The organism is Salmonella sp. 32020114201800008SM, assembly GCF_017572025.1.
GTDB classification, from domain to species: domain Bacteria; phylum Pseudomonadota; class Gammaproteobacteria; order Enterobacterales; family Enterobacteriaceae; genus Salmonella; species Salmonella enterica.
In genome coordinates this window covers 507,404-528,729 of the sequence record NZ_JAGEQM010000003.1, presented here as the reverse complement: position 1 = coordinate 528,729, position 21,326 = coordinate 507,404, and the positions used below count along the sequence as shown (strand labels likewise).

General features: G+C 52.0%; 19 protein-coding genes. 14 read left to right on the top strand and 5 right to left on the bottom strand.

Going from position 1 to position 21,326, the window contains the following annotated elements; translation table 11 throughout:
* Positions 1 to 2: 2 nt before the first annotated feature.
* From cnoX to tesA, 3 genes are all read right to left on the bottom strand, one after another.
* A complete protein-coding gene (gene cnoX / locus J4613_RS11880; RefSeq protein WP_000116060.1) occupies positions 3 to 857 on the bottom strand; it encodes a chaperedoxin in 855 nt (284 codons plus the stop codon).
* Positions 858 to 916: 59 nt separating this feature from the next.
* Positions 917 to 1,687, bottom strand: a complete 771-nt coding sequence (locus tag J4613_RS11875; protein ID WP_058331291.1) for an SDR family oxidoreductase — start codon at positions 1,685 to 1,687, stop codon at positions 917 to 919.
* 154 nt (positions 1,688 to 1,841) lie between these two features.
* Entirely contained in the window at positions 1,842 to 2,456 is a 615-nt protein-coding gene (tesA, locus tag J4613_RS11870) for a multifunctional acyl-CoA thioesterase I/protease I/lysophospholipase L1 (RefSeq protein WP_001010574.1), read from the bottom strand.
* Here tesA and ybbA point away from each other — a divergent pair.
* The 6 genes from ybbA to J4613_RS11840 all read left to right on the top strand — a co-directional run bounded on the left by ybbA (position 2,427) and on the right by J4613_RS11840 (position 9,635).
* A complete protein-coding gene (gene ybbA / locus J4613_RS11865) occupies positions 2,427 to 3,113 on the top strand; it encodes a putative ABC transporter ATP-binding protein YbbA (protein WP_001110598.1) in 687 nt (228 codons plus the stop codon). The two genes, tesA and ybbA, sit on opposite strands and share 30 nt — an antisense overlap.
* Positions 3,110 to 5,524, top strand: a complete 2,415-nt coding sequence (gene ybbP, locus J4613_RS11860; RefSeq protein WP_111742422.1) for a putative ABC transporter permease subunit YbbP — start codon at positions 3,110 to 3,112, stop codon at positions 5,522 to 5,524. Before ybbA ends, ybbP begins: the two co-directional genes overlap by 4 nt.
* 185 nt (positions 5,525 to 5,709) lie before the next feature.
* The gene (locus tag J4613_RS11855) at positions 5,710 to 6,843 is read left to right on the top strand and encodes a porin (protein ID WP_111742421.1); all 1,134 of its coding nucleotides are present in this window, start codon (positions 5,710 to 5,712) and stop codon (positions 6,841 to 6,843) included.
* A gap of 256 nt (positions 6,844 to 7,099) precedes the next feature.
* Positions 7,100 to 7,930, top strand: a complete 831-nt coding sequence (locus tag J4613_RS11850) for a MetQ/NlpA family ABC transporter substrate-binding protein (protein WP_000524310.1) — start codon at positions 7,100 to 7,102, stop codon at positions 7,928 to 7,930.
* 36 nt (positions 7,931 to 7,966) lie between these two features.
* A complete protein-coding gene (sfbB, locus tag J4613_RS11845) occupies positions 7,967 to 8,983 on the top strand; it encodes a virulence-associated ABC transporter ATP-binding protein SfbB (protein ID WP_000569660.1) in 1,017 nt (338 codons plus the stop codon).
* Positions 8,976 to 9,635 (top strand): methionine ABC transporter permease, encoded by a 660-nt coding sequence (locus J4613_RS11840; RefSeq protein ID WP_000342247.1) that lies wholly within the window; start codon positions 8,976 to 8,978, stop codon positions 9,633 to 9,635. Before sfbB ends, J4613_RS11840 begins: the two co-directional genes overlap by 8 nt.
* A gap of 38 nt (positions 9,636 to 9,673) precedes the next feature.
* On the opposite strand, the gene mnmH is transcribed toward J4613_RS11840, so the two are convergent.
* Positions 9,674 to 10,768 (bottom strand): tRNA 2-selenouridine(34) synthase MnmH, encoded by a 1,095-nt coding sequence (mnmH, locus tag J4613_RS11835; protein WP_080170026.1) that lies wholly within the window; start codon positions 10,766 to 10,768, stop codon positions 9,674 to 9,676.
* A 69-nt stretch (positions 10,769 to 10,837) separates the two neighbouring features.
* The gene (allS, locus tag J4613_RS11830) at positions 10,838 to 11,764 is read right to left on the bottom strand and encodes an HTH-type transcriptional activator AllS (RefSeq protein ID WP_000460169.1); all 927 of its coding nucleotides are present in this window, start codon (positions 11,762 to 11,764) and stop codon (positions 10,838 to 10,840) included.
* A gap of 226 nt (positions 11,765 to 11,990) precedes the next feature.
* Here allS and allA point away from each other — a divergent pair, with 226 nt between their 5' ends.
* The 8 genes from allA (at position 11,991) to allB (ending at position 21,306) form a co-directional block, all read left to right on the top strand.
* Entirely contained in the window at positions 11,991 to 12,473 is a 483-nt protein-coding gene (allA, locus tag J4613_RS11825) for an ureidoglycolate lyase (protein ID WP_000764659.1), read from the top strand.
* 78 nt (positions 12,474 to 12,551) lie between these two features.
* Positions 12,552 to 13,370 (top strand): HTH-type transcriptional repressor AllR, encoded by an 819-nt coding sequence (gene allR / locus J4613_RS11820; protein WP_000141265.1) that lies wholly within the window; start codon positions 12,552 to 12,554, stop codon positions 13,368 to 13,370.
* 84 nt (positions 13,371 to 13,454) lie between these two features.
* Positions 13,455 to 15,236 (top strand): glyoxylate carboligase, encoded by a 1,782-nt coding sequence (gene gcl, locus J4613_RS11815; RefSeq protein WP_001096865.1) that lies wholly within the window; start codon positions 13,455 to 13,457, stop codon positions 15,234 to 15,236.
* A 12-nt stretch (positions 15,237 to 15,248) separates the two neighbouring features.
* Positions 15,249 to 16,025, top strand: a complete 777-nt coding sequence (gene hyi / locus J4613_RS11810) for a hydroxypyruvate isomerase (RefSeq protein WP_000943591.1) — start codon at positions 15,249 to 15,251, stop codon at positions 16,023 to 16,025.
* A gap of 99 nt (positions 16,026 to 16,124) precedes the next feature.
* Entirely contained in the window at positions 16,125 to 17,003 is an 879-nt protein-coding gene (gene glxR, locus J4613_RS11805) for a 2-hydroxy-3-oxopropionate reductase (protein WP_000765815.1), read from the top strand.
* 65 nt (positions 17,004 to 17,068) lie between these two features.
* A complete protein-coding gene (locus tag J4613_RS11800) occupies positions 17,069 to 18,316 on the top strand; it encodes an MFS transporter (RefSeq protein WP_023240091.1) in 1,248 nt (415 codons plus the stop codon).
* 95 nt (positions 18,317 to 18,411) lie between these two features.
* Complete coding sequence (locus tag J4613_RS11795) at positions 18,412 to 19,866, top strand: putative allantoin permease (protein WP_000401063.1); 1,455 nt, start codon at positions 18,412 to 18,414, stop codon at positions 19,864 to 19,866.
* Between the two features lie 78 nt (positions 19,867 to 19,944).
* The gene (gene allB / locus J4613_RS11790) at positions 19,945 to 21,306 is read left to right on the top strand and encodes an allantoinase AllB (RefSeq protein WP_000006865.1); all 1,362 of its coding nucleotides are present in this window, start codon (positions 19,945 to 19,947) and stop codon (positions 21,304 to 21,306) included.
* Positions 21,307 to 21,326: the final 20 nt, after the last annotated feature.

Below are 21,326 nucleotides of genomic sequence, written 5' to 3'. Positions count from 1 at the left end.
GATTAATACAGTAGCGCGTACAACTGGCGGCGGTATTTCGACGCCAGCGCGTCGCCGGTGCCGAGCGCGGCAAGGATCTCCTGGAAGGTTTTGCGCGTCTGTCCCTCGGCGGCGGCAAGATCTTTTCTCAGATGGCTGAACAGCAATTCCAGCGCTTCTTCATTACGTCCGACCTGGTGCAACTGCAACGCCAGTTGCGTTGCCAAAGCCGCATCCTGCGGATTCTCCGCGACTTGCTGCTGAAGTTGCTGAATTTCCGGCGTATCCGCCGCCTGTTTAAGCAGTTCGATCTGCGCAACCAGCCCCTGATAACGGGTATCCTGATCCTGTAGCGGTATAGTTTTTAACACCGCTTCGGCCTCTTCAGAGCGGTTCAGCGCAATTTGCGCTTCCGCCAGTAACAGGCCAATCTCACTGTTCTGCGAAGAGAGCTGCCAGGCGTCTTTGAGCAACGGCAGCGCGTCAATGTAGTTGCCCTCCTGCATTAACTGCATCGCTTGTTGCGCTTTTAGCTCTTCTTCGCGCGGCAGTACTTTATCCAGCAGAGCGCGGATCGCCTCTTCCGGCTGCGGCCCCTGGAAACCATCGACCGGTTGGCCATTCTGGAACAGATAGACAGTCGGGATGGCGCGCAGACCAAACTGAGCGGCGATCATCTGTTCGGCGTCGCAGTCCAGCTTTGCCAGAATAAACTGACCGTGGTACTGGGCAGCCAGACTTTCCAGCACTGGCGTTAATTGCAGACAGTGTTGGCTGCGTTCAGACCAGAAATAGAACAGTACCGGCGTGGTCATGGACTGTTCTAAGGTCTGCTGCAGGTTGGATTCATTAATATTGACAATGTTCTGTACGGACATGGCGTCGCTCTCTTTTGTCTGTGTCACGTTTACATGGGGGCTGACTGGCGCGCTTCAACTCAGCTTTGTAAAATTTTATCCAGCATCCGGCTCGGCAATAGGCGTTTCAGCGCCATCACCGCCCAGGTGACCAGCGTAACGGGATAGCGCAGCCTGGGTTTATCGCTTGCAAAAGCATGACGTACTTTCGCTACTACCGCGTCAGGATCGCGGGTGAAACGTGCGGCGATGCCGGGATTTTCTACCGGTTTATCACGCTGCGTCTGGTTAACGTTATCGGTAAAACGGGTACGAATCGGCCCCGGTTCTATCAGGCTCACTTTAATGCCTGTGTGCCGTAGCTCCATACGTAGCGCGTCAGACCAGGCTTCGAGCGCATATTTGCTGGCGGCGTAAGCGCCGCGCCCTGGGGTGGAAATCAGCCCCATTACCGATGAGGTCATCACAATGCGTCCTTCGCCATGCGGCAACATGGCGGGAAGTAAGCGCATAGTAAGCTGATGCGCACCGAAGAAATTACTGGAAAACTGTTGCTCCATCTGCTCACGGCTGATGGTGGAAAGGGGGCCATATACGCCGTAGCCGGCATTGTTAAAGATCCCATACAGACGATTATCGGTCAGGGCGATCACTTCATCGGCGGCACGATCCACGCTTTCAGGGGAGTCGAGATCGATCAACACGCCGGTAAATCCCATACTGTTCATCCGGGCGACATCATCAGGTTTGCGGCAGCCCGCCAGGATTTGAAAGCCCTGGCGTTTAAGCTCAAGCGCGCTGTCCAGACCGATTCCGCTGGAACATCCTGTTATTAAGACCGATTTTTGCATAACTTTACCTGTCAGGATCTCCGTTGATTTAAGAGTCGTGGTTAACTATATCCGTCATACTTCAAGTTGCCTGTGCGTTCGTTTACTCCAGTCACATAGGTATCTATGCTCCTGGAAATTCTCTTACGTGCCGCCTTCATGCAACTCGAATTATTCAGGAGAGAAAAGGGGTCAACTGCTTCGCCATCCAGTCGGCAATAAACGGCTGGGCGTCGCGGTTGGGATGAATGCCGTCATCCTGCATCCACTGTGGTTTCAGATATACCTCTTCCATAAAAAACGGTAACAGAGGAATATCGAACTCTTTGGCGAGCTTAGGATAAATGGCGCTAAAGGATTCATTATAACGGCGACCGTAGTTAGCGGGCAGATGAATTTGCATCAGTAACGGTTGGGCATCGGCGGCTTTCACCGTCTGAATGATTTTACGTAGCGTCTGTTCGGTTTGCGCAGGCGCAAAACCGCGTAGGCCATCGTTGCCGCCAAGTTCCACCACTACCCAGCGCGGGTGATGCTGTTGCAACAGCGCCGGCAAACGCGCCAGTCCCTGCTGCGAGGTATCTCCGCTTATACTGGCATTAACGACCGACGTTTTGTTTTGCCATTTATCATTAAGGAGCGACGGCCATGCCGCGCTGGCGGCCATACGGTAACCGGCGCTGAGGCTATCGCCCAGAATTAATAAGGTGTCTGCGGCGGCGGCACGGAAAGTTAACAGGATCAAAAACAGGAAGGGCAAATGCCAGCGGAAAACAGTGTTGAAGTTCATCGTCTCAGGAAGTCCGTCGGTCAGGGTGAGCATGAGCTTTCCATCCTTACCGGAGTTGAACTGGTTGTCAAACGCGGCGAAACCATTGCGCTGATTGGCGAATCAGGATCGGGAAAATCTACACTGCTGGCGATTCTCGCCGGACTGGATGACGGCAGTAGCGGAGAGGTCAGTCTGGTCGGGAAACCGCTTCACCAGATGGACGAAGAGGCGCGGGCGCAGCTTCGCGCTCAGCATGTCGGTTTTGTTTTTCAATCCTTCATGCTTATTCCTACGCTTAACGCGCTGGAAAACGTTGAGCTACCGGCCCTGCTACGCGGTGAAAACAGCGGTCAGAGTAAGGCGGGGGCGAAAGCGCTGCTCGAACAACTGGGACTGGGAAAACGGCTTGACCACCTTCCGGCACAGCTTTCCGGCGGCGAACAGCAGCGCGTAGCGCTGGCGCGCGCGTTTAACGGGCGTCCTGATGTGCTGTTTGCCGATGAGCCGACGGGCAACCTTGACCGTCAGACCGGAGATAAAATCGCCGACCTGCTATTTTCGCTTAACCGCGAGCACGGCACCACGCTGATTCTGGTGACGCACGACCCGGCGCTGGCGGCGCGCTGCGACCGGCGGCTGCGGTTGGTCAACGGTCAGTTACAGGAGGAGGCATGATAGCTCGCTGGTTCTGGCGCGAATGGCGCTCGCCGTCGCTGATTATTGTCTGGCTGGCGTTGAGTCTGGCGGTGGCCTGCGTACTGGCGCTCGGCAGTATTAGCGACCGGATGGAAAAAGGGTTAAGTCAGCAAAGCCGCGAGTTTATGGCAGGCGATCGGACGCTGCAAAGTTCGCGAGAGGTACCGAAAGCCTGGCTTGAAGAGGCGCGTAAACGCGGCCTTAACGTGGGCGAGCAGTTAACCTTTGCGACCATGACGTTTGCCGGCGATACGCCGCAACTGGCCAGCGTGAAGGCGGTAGATAGCGTTTATCCGATGTACGGCGAATTGCAAACCCGTCCAGGCGGAGTAAAAGCGCAGCCGGGTAGCGTACTGCTGGCGCCGCGTCTGATGGCGCTGCTTAATTTGAAAACGGGCGATACCATTGATGTCGGCGACGTGACCTTGCGTATTGCCGGTGAAGTGGTGCAGGAGCCGGATTCCGGGTTTAACCCTTTTCAGATGGCGCCGCGTCTGATGATGAATATGGCCGATGTGGCAAAAACCGGTGCGATACAGCCGGGGAGTCGCGTGATGTGGCGGTATAAATTCGGCGGAACGCCGCAACAGCTTGCTGGCTATGAAAGCTGGCTGTTACCGCAGCTTAAACCGGAACATCGCTGGTACGGACTGGAGCAGGATGACGGGGCATTGGGGAAATCGCTCGAACGTTCGCAGCAGTTTTTGCTGCTTTCGGCGTTATTAACGCTACTGCTGGCGGTAGCTGCCGTCGCGGTGGCGATGAGCCATTACTGCCGTAGCCGCTACGATCTGGTGGCGATTTTAAAAACGTTGGGCGCGGGCCGGGCCCAGTTACGTAAACTTATCATCGGACAGTGGTTGACGGTGCTGGGGCTTTCCGCCGTCACGGGAGGCGCGATTGGGTTACTGTTTGAAAACATATTGCTGGTGCTGCTAAAACCGGTACTGCCCGCCGATTTGCCGCCCGCCAGCCTGTGGCCCTGGCTGTGGGCGCTGGGCGCGATGACGGTCATCTCTCTGCTGGTCGGTTTACGGCCTTATCGATTGTTGCTGGCGACCCAGCCGCTACGGGTACTGCGCCGCGACGTTGTCGCTCGCGTCTGGCCGTTAAAAATTTATTTGCCTGTCGCCTGCGCCGTCGTGGTGGCGCTGCTCGCCGGATTGATGGGCGGAAGTATGCTGTTGTGGGCGGTTCTGGCGGGCGCCGTGATACTGGCGCTGCTGTGCGGTCTGGTGGGCTGGATGCTGCTTAACGTGCTGCGCGGCATGACGTTGACGTCGCTACCGCTGCGTCTGGCCGTCAGCCGACTTCTGCGTCAGCCGTGGTCAACGTTGAGTCAGCTTTCGGCGTTTTCGCTTTCGTTTATGCTGCTGGCGCTCTTGCTGGTGCTGCGCGGCGACCTCCTTGATCGCTGGCAACAGCAGCTCCCGCCGGAAAGTCCGAACTATTTCCTTATCAATATTGCTTCAGAACAGGTCGCGCCGCTGAAAGCCTTTTTGGCGGAACATCAGGTGATTCCGCAGACGTTTTATCCGATTGTGCGGGCGCGGTTAACGAAGATAAACGGTAATCCGACGGAAGGTCAGCAGGATGAGTCGCTCAACCGTGAACTGAATTTGACCTGGCAGGATACGCGCCCGGCGCATAATCCGCTGGTCGCCGGTCACTGGCCACCAAAATCGGGCGAAGTCTCCATGGAAGAGGGGTTGGCGAAGCGGCTGAACGTCAAACTCGGCGATAGCGTAACCTTTATGGGCGATACCCAGGCATTTAGCGCTAAAGTCACCAGCTTGCGTCAAGTGGACTGGGAAAGCCTGCGGCCCAACTTTTTCTTCATTTTTCCTTCCGGGGCGCTGGACGGGCAACCACAAAGCTGGTTGACCAGTTTTCGCTGGGAGAATGGCAACGGCATGTTAACGCAGCTTAACCGCGAGTTTCCTACCGTCAGCCTGTTAGATATCGGGGCGATCCTGAAACAGGTGGGACAGGTGCTGGAGCAGGTCAGTCGGGCGCTGGAGGTGATGGTTGTGCTAGTCACCCTCTGCGGCATGTTGCTATTACTGGCCCAGGTACAGGTCGGGATGCGTCAGCGCCATCAGGAGCTGGTGGTGTGGCGCACGTTAGGAGCCGGAAAGAAACTGTTGCGTACCACACTCTGGTGCGAATTCGCCATGCTGGGGTTAGTTGCCGGGCTGGTCGCCGCGATTGGCGCGGAAACGGCGCTGGCGATCTTACAAATCAACGTTTTTGATTTCCCCTGGGAGCCGGACTGGCGTTTATGGGGCGCACTGCCGTTTTGCGGCGCGCTGCTGCTTTCCGTATGCGGCGGCTGGCTTGGCGTTCGTTTGCTGAAAGGCAAAGCGCTATTCCGACAGTTTAGCGGATGATTCATGATGTGAATAATTTCGCGCCGGTTTTTAAAACGGCGCGTACTTTTTTAGTCGCACAAATTGATAACTCCTTGATTTTTAGTAGCACAAATCATTAAAAAATACACAACACGTAAGGTTTTATAACAGTTATTATTTGCCTGCTAAATGATTTGGATTGGCTATCTATCAAGGAAAATATAATGACAATTAAAATAACAGCGTTGGCGGTATCGATCGGCGCGGCAGTGGCTTTCATGCCTTTCGCCACTCAGGCGGAAATCACCGTTTTAAAACAAGATCCCCAGGCGGGTAATCCACTCAGCCGACTCAATTTCACCGTTGGCGGGAGTATTCGTCCGCAGTTCCAGAATATGACCGGCAATGACGGCGCGAACGGTTATAAACGTAATGGTTTTGATGGCGGGACGCGTTTCCGCTTCGCCGCGGATTACTATCTGTTTGATGATATCAGTTGGATTAGCTATTACGAGCTGGGCGTCAATATCCCTGCGGTATTTGACTGGGATAACCATTATGCGAAGGGCGCGACTGATACCACTCGCCGTATGCTGTATACCGGCTTCAAGAGCGCGACGTGGGGAACGCTGACCTTCGGTCAACAGAACAGCATTTATTACGATGTGGTGGGCGTAAAAACCGATATCTGGGATTACGACATGATAGGTCAGGCGCCGGGCAACGGGATTAACGGCGACTACGATGGTTCTTATCGCACGCGTAAGTCATTGAAGTACAAAAAAAGTATTGGCAATGTCGATCTCTACGCGTCTTATCTGTTCAGCGACGATTATAATGCCAATAACGGCCTGAATTATAAACGTAAAGGCGGCGGTTCTTTAGGCGCGGATTACCATCTCACCGACGATCTGACCTGGGGGACGGCATGGAACTATACCCGTGCGGAGATGCGCGGCAACGGCAATAAAACTTACGATCAAAATATTGTCGGTACCGCGTTAAGCTGGACGCCGGAAAACTGGACTATCGCCGCAGGCGGCGGTTGGTATCAGAACTTTATGACGACCAAAAAAGTGTCTGTGAATGATTACTTTGCCGGCGATGCGTGGGGTCTGGAATATTTTGTCGGTTACGCTTTCCCGATTGGTCAGTATGCCGTGAAAGCTATTCAACCGTACTTTATGGGCGACCGCATTGAATATGTGAATGGCCGCGACTATCTGCGCACCGATAACGGCGTGGGGATCACCTTCCAACTGGATTATGGTTTCCGCGTTGATTATGAACATGTTTTCACCTCCAGCACTGACAATCTGGGCGATATGAACCTGGTGCGTCTGCGTTACGATTTCTAAAGCGTTTTCCTGTGCCGGATGTTGGCGTTAAGACGTCTTATCCGGCATTTCCCTTTACGCCATTCCCGCCTGACACACGCCTGAGCGCCTGCCTCGTACATTTAACGACACACCAGGAAACATCATGAAATAATTTCAAGGACAGCAGGCTGTGATCTGTGTCATGTTAAGAAATAGCCTTTCGTTTGGGCCAAAACAGACGATGCCGCATGAACGGCATCCGGCACAGCATCACACTATTTAAAATGGAGAAATTATGGGATTGCGTCAGAGTTTACGCATTGCGGCCAGCACGCTATTACTGGCCTGCGGATTACAGTTTGCCCATGCCGATGGTTCCCCGCAAACGATCGTATTTGGCGTCGCGCCAGGGCCGTATGGCGACATGGTGAAGCAGGCGATTGCGCCGACATTAAAAGAAAAAGGGTATAAGGTTGTGGTGCGCGAGTTTAGCGACTATGTCCAGCCCAATATGGCGTTAGCTAACGGCAGCATTGACGCCAACCTCTTTCAACATACCCTCTATTTTGACAAATTCACCGCTGACAAAGGGCTGAAGCTCAGCAAACTTATTGTGGTACCGACCGCCGGGATGGGCTTCTATTCACGTAAAATCAACAGTCTGGATGCGCTTAAAAAAGGGGACATTATTACCCTCTCCAACGATCCGACCAACCTGGCGCGCGGCCTTCGCTTCCTGCAATCGTTGGAGCTGATCACGATTAAGGACAATATCGATCCGACCAAAGCCTCTGAACGAGATATCGCCAGCAATCCAAAAGGACTGGTTTTCAAACCGCTGGAAGCCGCACAGCTACCGCGCACGCTGGATGGCGTGACCGGCGCGCTGGTTAACGGGAACTTTGCGGTGGCGGCAGGACTCGATCTCTCCAGCGCGATTAAGCAGGAACACCTGGATGAGAATCTGAAAAATATCATTGCGGTACGCAGTGAAGATGCCGATAAGCCGTTTGCCAAAGATATTGTCGAGGCGGTGAAATCGCCGGCTTATCGCGCGGTTATCGACGATCCAAAGAATATTTATAGCGCCTTCCAGAAACCGGAATGGATGACCGCGACACCCTGATCGCAGCGGTGGCCATCCCCAATTTCTGAGGTGAATATGATTGAAATAGAAAAAGTCTGCGTCGATTTTACCGCCGGTCGCGGTACCCCCACGCGCGCGGTGGATGATGTGAGCCTGCATATCGCCGCGGGCGAGATTTTTGGCATTGTCGGTACCAGCGGCGCAGGAAAAAGCACTCTGCTGCGTACCCTGAACGCCTTAACGCGTCCCAGTCAGGGGCGCGTCAACGTCAACGGCGTGGAAATTTCTGCGCTGGACGGAAAAGCGTTACGTCAGGCGCGGCAGCGTATTGGTATGATTTTCCAGCATTTTAACTTAATGCATACCCGGACAGTGGCGCAAAACGTTGCGTTTAGCCTGAAAGCGGCTGGCTGGGAACGCAGCAAAATCGCGCCACGGGTGGCGGAAATTTTAACGCTGGTGGGCCTTGCCGATAAAGCGAACCGTTTTCCGGTACAGCTCAGCGGCGGGCAAAAACAGCGGGTGGGGATAGCGCGCGCTATCGCTAACCATCCGGATGTGTTGTTGTGTGACGAACCAACTTCCGCTCTGGATCTGGAAACTTCCGCCACGATTCTGGCTCTGCTCAGACAGATCAACGCACAGCTCGGGATTACTATTGTGCTGATCACCCATGAAATGAACGTGATCAAATCTATTTGCGATCGCGTGGCGGTGATGTCGGGCGGTAAGGTTGTGGAATCGGGCGAGGTGTTTGATGTGTTTGCCCACCCGCAACACGCTTTCACACAGCAACTGGTGTCTCATACCCTTAATTTGACCCTGCCGGAACGTTTACGGGAACACCTGCCCGGGCAGTTGCTGAAAATTTTGTTTATCGGCGATTCGGCGGAGCAGCCGGTACTGTCGGAGGTGGCGATCAAGTTTGGCGTCGCGGTCAATATCCTGCATGGCAAGATTGAGTATATCGGCGAACGCGCGTTGGGCATTCTGGTGGTGCAATTAACCGCGCCGCATAATCCAACGGCGGTGGCCGCCGCCGTGGAGCATATCCGTCAACGTACCGCACAGGTGGAGGTGATCCGTGGATGATTTATTGCCGGATTTAACGCTGGCGTTCAATGAAACTTTCCAGATGTTGAGTATTTCAACGGTGCTGGCGATTCTTGGCGGTCTACCGCTCGGTTTTCTGATTTTTGTCACCGATCGTCATCTGTTCTGGCAGAACCGTTTTATTTATCTCGTCGCCTCGGTTCTGGTGAATATTATCCGCTCGGTGCCATTTGTTATTTTACTGGTGCTGTTACTGCCGCTAACGCAGCTTTTGCTGGGCAATACGATTGGCCCGATTGCAGCCTCCGTCCCGCTGTCGGTGGCCGCAATCGCGTTTTATGCACGCCTGGTAGATAGCGCGCTCCGTGAAGTCGATAAAGGGATTATTGAGGCGGCGCTGGCATTCGGCGCTAGTCCGATGCGTATTATCTGTACCGTACTGTTGCCGGAAGCCAGCGCAGGGCTGCTGCGCGGCCTGACGATTACGTTGGTAAGCTTAATCGGCTACTCGGCGATGGCCGGGATTGTCGGCGGCGGCGGGGTAGGCGACCTGGCGATTCGCTATGGCTACTACCGTTACGAAACCGAAGTGATGGTTGTTACCGTGGTGGCGCTGATTGTGCTGGTTCAGGTCGTTCAGATGCTGGGCGACTGGCTGGCAAAACGTGCCGACAAGCGCGACAGACACTAAGCCGGCTTACTGTAGCGTCAGCCGGCAATAAAAATAAGCTATTGCGCTTTTAGCCAGTTGGCAACGTCTTGCCATGGGCCGCGAAAAACGATATTCGCGGCTTTTTTCTCCAGTTGATAGCGATACATCGGATCGTAATATTCGTTAAGTAGCGGAACCAGCCATGCCATATGGCCGTCGGTGCTGCCGCTGGATAATTGCTCTGCCAGCGCCCTATCCAGCGTGTCCGTCAGTTCGGCAAAGCGTTGCAACCCCAGACGGCGGCGAATAGCGAACAGTCCATGATGAAGATATTCACTATACGCCTGCCAACCGGCTTCATCGCCGTAGGCGTGGGTGAAGTCGTGATGCATACGGATGAAATACTCTTCACGCAGTCGTTCCAGACGAAGCGCAAACGGATCTTCCACTACCGCAATGGGGGCCTGCGCCATTCTTTCGCGTAAACACTCAGGCAGATGGTTGGCGCCGATCGTTCGCCCTTCATCTTCCAGTACCCACCTTTTTAGCGTCTGACGCGCGTTAATTTTCAGCAATTCAACGGCAAGTTTGTTTTCAAAACTGGCCTGGCTGAGCTGGGGGTTCAGCGTGCGGCCAAAAGAGGAGCCGCGATGACGCGCGAGACCTTCCAGATCCACGCCGTTGGGCTGTTGTCGCACCAGTTGCGTTTTGCCGCTGCCCGTACAGCCGCCAATTAAAAGTATCGGTTTTTGCGCCAGTTGCCAGGTCGCCTGAATTGCTGTCTGGCGCAGCGCTTTATAGCCGCCTTCAATAAGCGGGCAGTCAATCCCTGTTTCTTGCAGCCAACGTTGTACGATATGTGACCGCTGACCGCCGCGCGCGCAGCACAGATACCCGTTGGGGAAACGTTGATACGCGGCTTTCCAGGCCTCAAGCCGCTGCTGGCGAATGTCGCCGCAAACCAGCCGATGCCCCAGCGCTAACGCCGCATCCGCGCTCTGACGTTTGTAGCAGGTGCCGACGGCGGCTCGCTCGTCATCCATCATCAATGGCAGGTTGATAGCGCCCGGCATGGCGCCCTGTTCAAACTCAATCGGCGCGCGTACATCAATTAAAGGCGTATCGGCAAGGAGGAGCGCGCGATAGTCCTGTGCTTTTTGTCTGTCTTGCATAACGTAAAACGTAACCTTAAATCATCCTTTGCGCTATTTTACGCGCCAATTCGCAAAGTGGCTTGATTTTTAACAGCGTACCGTGTTGAAAATGGATAAAAAACCGGCTATTTCGGGTTGCCGTTGGGTAAATAATTTCACAATGTCTTCTACCGCTTTGCCTCCGCCAAATTTATGCCAGGCGAGGCTTAACGGTGAGGGGGGACGCATCGTAGGGATGGTACAGCTCACCAGTTCGTTTTTGTCGATCAGCGTTTGACAGAGCGGCTGCGGGACAAAACCGATACCGACGCCTGCCAGATGAGCGGCGATTTTGGTTTCCATATCAGGCACGATAATTTCCTTCTGCCCCGGAAGGCGCCAGGCTACCCGTTTGGTCAGCGTACGCGCGCTGTCTTCGATATTAATTGCCGGGAAACGGCGCAACTGCGCTTCTGTTAGAGGCCCGCTGACGTGAGCTAAAGGATGATCCGCAGACATCACAAAACGCCATTGTACGGAACCTAAAGGGTCGAGCATAAAGGTATTAGCCAACGGCTCGGTGCCAGTTACGCCAATCGCCAGCGAAAAACCTTCATACAGGAGCGAATCCCAGACGCCCATATAAATTTGCCGGGAAAAGTGAAACTGAGTGAAAGGGTAACGCGCATTAAGCCACGATAAGAGACTGGCGACCGCTTGCGGGCTATAGAGCAGGTTATTAACCACAATATTGACCTGACGCTCTACGCCGTCGTTAACCTGGCGTAGCTCGTCAGGCATGCTGTCCAGCCACGCAAGCCAGTCTTTTGCCTGAGAGAGAAGGTGAGAGCCCGCCGCCGTCAACGAGACGCTTCGCGTTGTGCGAAAGAACAGCCCTACGCCGGTATTTTCCTCCAACAGTTTGATGCGGTAGCTAATGGTTGCCGTGGTTTTACACAGGCGCTCCGCCGCTTTGGAGAAACTCCCCGTTTCGGCAACGCTGATAAAGGTACGCAGTGTTTCCGGGTCAAACATCGTCAGACGCCTCCTTACGATCCTGATAAAACCAGAATTGTTTTCCTATGATTTTTAAGTAGTTTTACATAATAGCCATGTTTGATTTGTGGTCTAAATCTACTTTTGGAAAAATATTCCAACTTTTATGTTGATGTTAAATCCCGAAGGTTTTAGATTGCATGGTATTGAAACCGGACAGAGTCCAAACCGCGGTTAAACGGAATCGAGCTACAAGGGAAAAATAATGAAACTTGAGGTATTACCGTTAGATCAGAAGACGTTCAGCGCTTATGGCGATGTTATTGAGACGCAGGAACGTGACTTTTTTCATATAAACAACGGGTTAGTTGAGCGATATCACGACCTGGCGAAGGTTGAAGTTCTGGAGCAGGATCGCACGCTGATCAGTATTAACAGGGCGCAACCGGCCGCGATGCCTATTGTGGTACATGAACTGGAACGTCATCCTTTAGGTACGCAGGCGTTTGTGCCGATGAACGGCGAGGCTTTTGTCGTTATTGTCGCGCTCGGCGATGATAAACCCGATCTCTCCACGCTGCGGGCGTTTATTAGCAATGGACGGCAGGGCGTCAATTATCACCGTAATGTATGGCATCACCCGCTGTTTGCATGGCAGACGGTTACCGATTTTCTGACGGTGGATCGCGGTGGCAGCGATAACTGTGATGTTGAAAGTATCCCGACACATGAACTCTGTTTTGCGTGACGCTATTGGCCTTCTTGCATAAGATGAACATATTGTTCATTGTTTATGCTCATATTTTGGGCCGGAGTTAACGTAAATATGACGGAAGTAAGACGACGCGGCAGGCCAGGACAGGCAGAGCCGACTGCGCAGAAAGGCGCTCAGGCGCTGGAGAGGGGCATAGCGATATTGCAATATCTCGAAAGAAGCGGCGGCAGTTCATCAGTTAGCGATATTTCCGGCAGCCTGGATTTACCGCTTTCTACGACGTTTCGCCTGTTAAAGGTACTGCAAGCGGCTGATTTTGTGTACCAGGATAGCCAGCTTGGCTGGTGGCATATTGGTTTAGGCGTATTTAATGTGGGCTCTGCGTATATTCATAATCGCGATGTCCTCTCGGTGGCCGGGCCCTTTATGCACCGACTTATGCTGCTTTCTGGCGAGACGGTCAACGTAGCGATTCGCAACGGTAATGAAGCGGTGTTAATCGGTCAAAAGGAGTGCAAATCGATGGTCAGAATGTGCGCGCCCTTAGGGAGTCGTCTGCCGTTACATGCTTCCGGCGCCGGAAAAGCGCTGCTTTACCCGCTCACCGAAGAAGAGCTGGTGGGGATCGTCGTCAATACCGGTTTGCGGCGGTTTACGCCGACCACTCTGGTGGATTTACCTATCCTGCTTAAAAATCTGGAGCAGGCGCGTGAACAGGGCTACACCGTCGACCAGGAAGAACATGTTGTCGGGCTGAATTGTATCGCCTCCGCTATCTATGACGATGCGGGCAGCGTGGTCGCCGCTATCTCAATATCGGGACCGGCTTCCCGGCTGACGGAAGATCGCTTTATCAGCCAGGGGGAACTGGTACGGGATACCGCGAAAGACATCAGTACGGCGCTTGGGCTAAAACCCCCTGTAGCCTGAGCCGCATCCCGCTCGCTGGAGCGGGACTTTTTTAAAATTTTTAAAAGTTGGAAACTTTTTCCAATAAAAAGAGGTAGCAATAAAATGGCAAAAATGAGAGCCGTGGATGCGGCAATGTATGTGCTGGAAAAAGAAGGTATCACCACAGCATTCGGCGTTCCTGGGGCTGCAATCAACCCCTTCTATTCTGCAATGCGTAAGCATGGAGGCATTCGCCATATACTGGCGCGTCATGTGGAAGGCGCTTCGCATATGGCTGAGGGCTACACACGTGCGGCGGCAGGTAATATTGGGGTCTGCCTGGGCACTTCCGGCCCGGCGGGAACCGACATGATCACCGCGCTCTATTCCGCTTCTGCCGACTCCATCCCGATTTTATGCATTACCGGCCAGGCGCCACGAGCGCGTCTGCACAAGGAAGATTTCCAGGCAGTCGATATTGAAGCGATTGCAAAACCAGTCAGCAAGATGGCAGTGACGGTTCGTGAGGCGGCGCTGGTGCCGCGCGTATTACAACAGGCTTTTCATCTGATGCGCTCAGGCCGCCCAGGTCCTGTGCTGGTTGATTTACCGTTTGATGTCCAGGTTGCGGAGATCGAATTCGATCCGGATATGTATGAGCCGTTGCCGGTATATAAGCCAGCCGCCAGCCGCGTACAGATTGAAAAGGCGCTGGAGATGCTGATTCAGTCCGAGCGTCCGGTAATTGTCGCGGGCGGCGGGGTTATTAACGCCGACGCCGCGCCACTGCTGCAGCAGTTTGCCGAACTGACCAACGTACCGGTGATCCCTACCCTGATGGGCTGGGGCTGTATCCCGGACGATCACCCCTTAATGGCGGGGATGGTCGGCCTGCAAACGGCGCACCGCTACGGCAACGCCACTCTGCTGGCATCCGATATGGTTTTTGGCATCGGTAACCGTTTCGCCAACCGTCATACGGGGTCCGTTGAGAAATATACTCAGGGGCGAAAAATCATCCATATCGATATTGAACCGACGCAAATTGGCCGCGTGTTGTGCCCGGATCTGGGCATCGTTTCGGACGCCAAAGCGGCGCTAACGTTGCTGATCGATGTCGCGCAGGAGATGCAAAAGGCGGGGCGTTTGCCATGCCGGAAGACCTGGGTGGACGAATGCCAGCAGCGTAAACGGACTTTGCTGCGTAAAACCCACTTTGACAACGTGCCAGTGAAGCCGCAGCGCGTCTATGAAGAGATGAACAAAGCCTTTGGTCGCGATGTGTGCTATGTCACCACCATTGGATTGTCGCAAATCGCGGCAGCGCAGATGCTGCATGTGTTTAAAGACAGACACTGGATCAACTGCGGCCAGGCGGGGCCTCTTGGCTGGACAATCCCGGCGGCATTAGGGGTTTGTGCTGCCGATCCGCAACGCAATGTGGTGGCGATTTCCGGCGATTTCGACTTCCAGTTCCTGATTGAAGAGTTAGCCGTCGGCGCGCAGTTTAACATTCCGTATATCCATGTGCTGGTTAACAACGCTTATCTTGGTCTGATTCGCCAGTCGCAACGCGCATTTGACATGGACTACTGCGTACAGCTCGCCTTTGAAAATATCAACTCCAGCGAAGTGAATGGCTATGGCGTTGACCATGTAAAAGTGGCAGAAGGGTTAGGCTGTAAAGCAATTCGTGTCTTTAAACCGGAAGATATTGCGCCTGCATTTGAACAAGCTAAAGCGCTGATGGCGCAATATCGCGTTCCGGTGGTGGTGGAAGTCATTCTGGAACGCGTAACCAATATTTCCATGGGCAGCGAACTGGATAACGTAACCGAGTTTGAAGAAGTTGCGGATAGTGCGAAAGATGCGCCAACAGAAACCTGTTTTATGAAATATGAGTAAGGGAGGTAATCGATGTTACGTTTCTCTGCCAATCTTTCTATGCTGTTTACGGAATATGATTTCCTGGAACGCTTTGATAAAGCGGCGTTGTCGGGATTTCGCGGCGTGGAATTCATGTTTCCCTACGATAACGACATCGAAGTGTTAAAACGTAAACTCAGGGATAATAATCTTGAACATACGTTACATAATTTACCGGCTGGCGACTGGGCGGCTGGCGAACGTGGAATTGCCTGTATTCCTGGGCGCGAAGAAGAGTTTCGCGATGGCGTAGCGGCCGCAATCCGTTATGCACGTGCGTTAGGCAATAAGAAAATAAATTGTCTGGTGGGTAAAACGCCGTCAGGATTCTCCGCAACGGAGATCCACGACACGTTGGTCGAAAACCTGCGCTATGCGGCAAATATGCTGGCGAAAGAAGACATTTTATTACTTATCGAACCTATTAATCACTTTGATATGCCGGGGTTCCATCTCACCGGCACTCAACAGGCGTTAGCATTAATTAAAGATATCGGCAGCGATAATATCAAAATTCAGTATGATATTTATCACATGCAACGCATGGAAGGGGAATTAACGCAAACCATGACGGCATGGGCCGATAAAATAGGCCATTTACAGATTGCTGATAACCCGCGTCGCGGCGAGCCGGGGACTGGGGAAATCAATTATGACTTTATTTTTAATGTCATTAAACAGTCTGGTTATGATGGCTGGGTTGGCTGTGAATATAAACCACTGACTACCACGGAAGCGGGATTATCGTGGATTAATCAGTACCGTTAAAACGCAGAATAATTCGGGCAGCGCTTTTTTTCCACTGTGTTGGAAGGGGATTGTGTTGCCTGAATCTGGAAACACCGAAAGCAATAAAAGAGGTTGTATATGAAACTGGGATTTATTGGCCTGGGAATTATGGGCTCGCCAATGGCTATCAATTTGGCACGCGCCGGTCATCAATTACACGTTACGACTATTGGTCCGGTCGCGGACGAACTGCTCTCGCTGGGGGCGGTAAATGTTGAGACTGCACGTCAGGTAACTGAATTTGCAGACATCATCTTCATAATGGTGCCGGATACGCCGCAGGTTGAAGAGGTGTTATTTGGCGAACACGGTTGCGCTAAAACATCGCTTCAGGGAAAAACCATCGTCGATATGAGTTCTATTTCTCCTATCGAAACCAAACGTTTTGCCCAGCGCGTTAATGAAATGGGCGCTGATTACCTGGATGCCCCGGTTTCCGGGGGAGAAATCGGGGCGCGTGAAGGCACTCTGTCGATTATGGTCGGCGGCGAGCAGAAAGTCTTTGACCGCGTTAAACCGCTCTTTGACATCCTGGGAAAAAATATCACCCTGGTGGGCGGCAATGGGGATGGGCAAACCTGTAAGGTGGCTAACCAAATTATTGTTGCGCTGAATATTGAAGCGGTTTCTGAAGCCTTAGTGTTTGCTTCAAAAGCAGGTGCCGATCCGGTACGCGTGCGCCAGGCGTTAATGGGCGGGTTCGCCTCTTCACGCATTCTGGAAGTTCACGGCGAGCGGATGATCAACCGGACGTTCGAGCCTGGTTTCAAAATCGCGCTTCATCAGAAAGACCTTAATCTTGCATTGCAAAGCGCAAAAGCGCTGGCGCTGAATTTACCGAATACGGCGACCTGCCAGGAATTATTCAATACCTGTGCGGCAAATGGCGGGAGCCAGCTTGATCATTCGGCAATGGTACAGGCGCTGGAATTAATGGCCAATCATAAATTGTCCTAATTATGTGTATCGCTGCGGCTGCAGCGATACCTGTTCACAAGGAACACTCTGTAAAGGTGAAGAACATGAGTGAAACTAAAAAATCCGGGATTGATTACTGGAAACAAATTGTTGTCGTAATGAGTCTGGGCTGGGTAGCGATTTGGATCTATCGCACCGTGCTTACGCCAATTTATCCAGAAATTCAGGCATCTTTAGACAATGTAAGTAATGCAGAAATAGGCGCCATTGCAAGTTTTTACTTTTTTGCTTACTGCAGTATGCAAATCCCTTGCGGAATATTGGTCGATAAATTCGGTCAAAAAATCATGCTGATGGCCGGATTTACGCTTTTTATTATTGGTACACTTTGTATCGCGAAAGCCAATGGCCTGGCCATGATCTATACAGGGTCGCTAATGGCAGGCGGAGGATGCGCTTCTTTCTTTAGCTCGGCTTATTCACTCTCTTCGGCAAACGTGCCGCAGGCCCGTCGGGCATTAGCCAATGCGATTATCAACAGCGGGTCGGCTATAGGGATGGGGATTGGCTTAATCGGTTCCAGCGTATTAGTAAAAAACATGAGCATGGCCTGGCAAAATGTACTGTATATCGTGGCCGCGATATTAGTAATCATGCTGTGCGTCTTTACGCTGATCATTCGCGGTAAAGCCAAAAGCGACTCTGCGCAAGCGGAAAAGCAAACCCAAACCGTTACGGAAGATGAGAAACGTGCGCCTTTATTCTCTGGTTTATTGTGTAGCGTTTACTTCCTCTATTTCTGTACCTGCTACGGTTATTATTTGATAGTGACCTGGCTGCCCTCTTATCTACAGACTGAAAGAGGATTTGATGGCGGAGCTATCGGGCTGGCATCAGCGCTGGTGGCGGTGGTTGGCGTACCGGGGGCGTTATTTTTTAGCCATCTGTCAGATAAATTCCGTAACAGTAAAGTTAAGGTTATTCTCGGTCTGGAAATTGTGGCGGCAGCAATGTTGGCGTTTACGGTTTTGTCCCCGAATACCACGATGCTGATGGTCAGCCTGACGCTATACGGCTTGCTGGGGAAAATGGCGGTAGACCCGATCCTGATCTCCTTTGTATCTGAACAGGCTTCGGCAAAAAGTCTGGGAAGAGCTTTCAGCCTTTTTAACTTCTTTGGCATGAGTTCAGCGGTTGTCGCCCCAACGTTGACCGGATTTATTTCGGATGTAACGGGGTCGAAAGAGATCAGTTTTGTGATTTCAGCATGTTTAGTGGTCACCGGAACGCTGATCTTTGCTGTCGTCACTTTATATAAAAAGAAAGCAACGCAACGTATTGCTTCAGCTTAAAAATAATTATATCTACTAATTCTTTATTTTATATTTATTTGTTCCTCATAGCTAAACCCATAACAACGTTATCCGATGCGTGAAAAGAGGGATTTATGGAACATCAAAGAGAGCTATACCAGCAGCGCGGTTATAGCGAAGACTTATTACCTAAAACAGAAACCCAACGAAACTGGAAAGCATTTAACTATTTCACCTTATGGATGGGATCTGTACATAACGTGCCAAATTACGTTATGGTCGGCGGTTTTTTTATACTGGGGCTATCAACATTTAATATCATGTTGGCCATTATTATCAGCGCATTATTTATTGCGGCGGCGATGGTAATGAATGGCGCGGCAGGCAGCAAATATGGCGTTCCTTTTGCTATGATATTGCGAGGTTCTTACGGCGTCCGCGGCGCGCTATTCCCTGGATTATTGCGAGGGGGAATCGCGGCAATTATGTGGTTCGGCTTACAGTGTTACGCGGGATCGCTGGCATTTCTTATTTTGATTGGGAAGATCTGGCCAGGATTTCTGACATTAGGCGGAGATTTCAAGCTGCTGGGTCTTTCACTGCCAGGACTAATTACTTTTCTAATTTTTTGGATTATTAACGTTGGCATCGGTTTTGGCGGTGGTAAAGTATTAAATAAATTTACCGCTATTCTCAATCCATGTATTTACATTGTCTTTGGCGGCATGGCTATTTGGGCAATATCGCTGGTCGGCATTGGCCCGATTCTGGACTATCTGCCTTCAGGCGTGCAAAAAGCAGAGCACAGCGGCTTTCTGTTCCTGGTGGTGATTAACGCCGTAGTCGCCGTCTGGGCTGCGCCAGCAGTGAGTGCGTCCGATTTCACGCAAAACGCGCATTCATTTCGCGCTCAGGCATTGGGACAAACACTGGGGCTTATCGTAGCGTATATATTATTCGCCGTAGCCAGCGTGTGCATTATTGCCGGAGCCAGTATTCATTATGGTATGGATACCTGGAACGTGCTGGATATTGTGCAGCGCTGGGACAGCCTGTTTGCTTCATTCTTTGCGGTGCTGGTGATTCTGATGACGACAATTTCAACCAACGCCACCGGTAATATTATACCTGCGGGGTATCAAATTGCGGCGCTTGCCCCGACAAAGCTTAACTATAAAAATGGCGTAATGATTGCCAGTATTATCAGTCTACTGATTTGCCCATGGAAATTAATGGAGAATCAGGACAGTATTTATCTGTTCCTCGATATTATCGGCGGTATGCTTGGCCCGGTAATCGGCGTAATGTTAGCTCATTATTTTGTGGTAATGCGTGGAAAAATTAATCTTGATGAGCTGTACACCGCCAGCGGTGATTACAAATATTATGATAATGGATTTAACCTGACTGCATTTTCAGTCACCCTGGTCGCAGTCATTCTGTCATTAGGCGGCAAGTTTATACCATTTATGGAGCCTTTATCCCGCGTGTCCTGGTTTGTAGGCGTAATAGTTGCGTTCGTTGCTTATGCGCTATTGAAGAAACGCACGGGTTTTGAAAATACAGGAGAGAAAAAACTCGCAGGTTAAATATTGAAAAAGCATTAAGCGTATTTAATGAAGTGTGCGCTATTTAAAAACTATCTGTATCCATACAAGGAGTTTGTTATGTCTTTTGATTTAATTATTAAGAACGGTACTGTCATCTTAGAAAACGAAGCGAGAGTTATCGATATCGCCGTCCAGGGCGGAAAAATCGCCGCGATTGGCGAAAACCTGGGGGAAGCGAAAAATGTGCTGGATGCGACGGGATTGATCGTTTCGCCGGGCATGGTTGACGCGCATACCCACATTTCTGAACCGGGCCGTACCCACTGGGAAGGCTATGAAACCGGTACCCGCGCGGCGGCGAAAGGCGGTATTACCACGATGATTGAGATGCCGCTCAATCAGCTGCCGGCGACGGTCGATCGTGAGACGATTGAACTCAAGTTTGACGCGGCAAAAGGTAAATTGACCATCGACGCCGCGCAGTTGGGCGGTTTGGTCTCTTATAACCTGGATCGGCTGCATGAGCTGGACGAAGTGGGCGTTGTCGGCTTCAAGTGCTTTGTCGCCACCTGCGGCGATCGTGGCATCGATAATGATTTTCGCGACGTTAATGACTGGCAGTTTTACAAAGGCGCGCAGAAACTGGGGGAGATGGACCAGACGGTACTGGTACATTGCGAAAATGCTCTGATTTGCGATGAGCTGGGCGAGGAAGCTAAACGCGAAGGTCGCGTAACGGCGCATGATTATGTCGCCTCACGTCCGGTATTTACTGAAGTGGAAGCCATTCGTCGCGTGCTGTATCTGGCGAAAGCGGCAGGTTGCCGTCTGCACGTTTGCCATATCAGCAGCCCGGAGGGGGTAGAGGAAGTAACGCGCGCGCGTCAGGAAGGCCAGGATGTCACCTGTGAATCGTGCCCGCACTATTTTGTCCTCGATACCGATCAGTTCGAAGAGATTGGCACCCTGGCAAAATGTTCTCCGCCAATTCGCGACCAGGAAAACCAGAAAGGGATGTGGGAAAAACTGTTTAACGGCGAAATCGACTGCCTGGTATCCGACCACTCTCCATGTCCTCCGGAAATGAAAGCAGGCAATATCATGCAAGCATGGGGTGGAATTGCCGGACTGCAAAACTGCATGGACGTCATGTTTGATGAAGCGGTGCAAAAACGCGGTATGTCGTTGCCGATGTTTGGCAAATTAATGGCGACCAACGCCGCCGATATTTTTGGTCTGAAACATAAAGGACGTATTGCCCCCGGCAAAGATGCTGACCTGGTCTTTATTCAGCCTGACAGCAGCTATGTTCTGAAAAATGAAGATCTGGAATATCGCCATAAAGTCAGTCCGTATGTTGGCCGTACTATTGGCGCGCGTATTACCAAAACGATTTTGCGCGGCGATGTTATTTATGACATCGAGCATGGCTTCCCTGTGCCGCCAAAAGGTCAGTTTATCCTTAAACATCAGCAGTAATCCGGTGTGATTTAATGCCC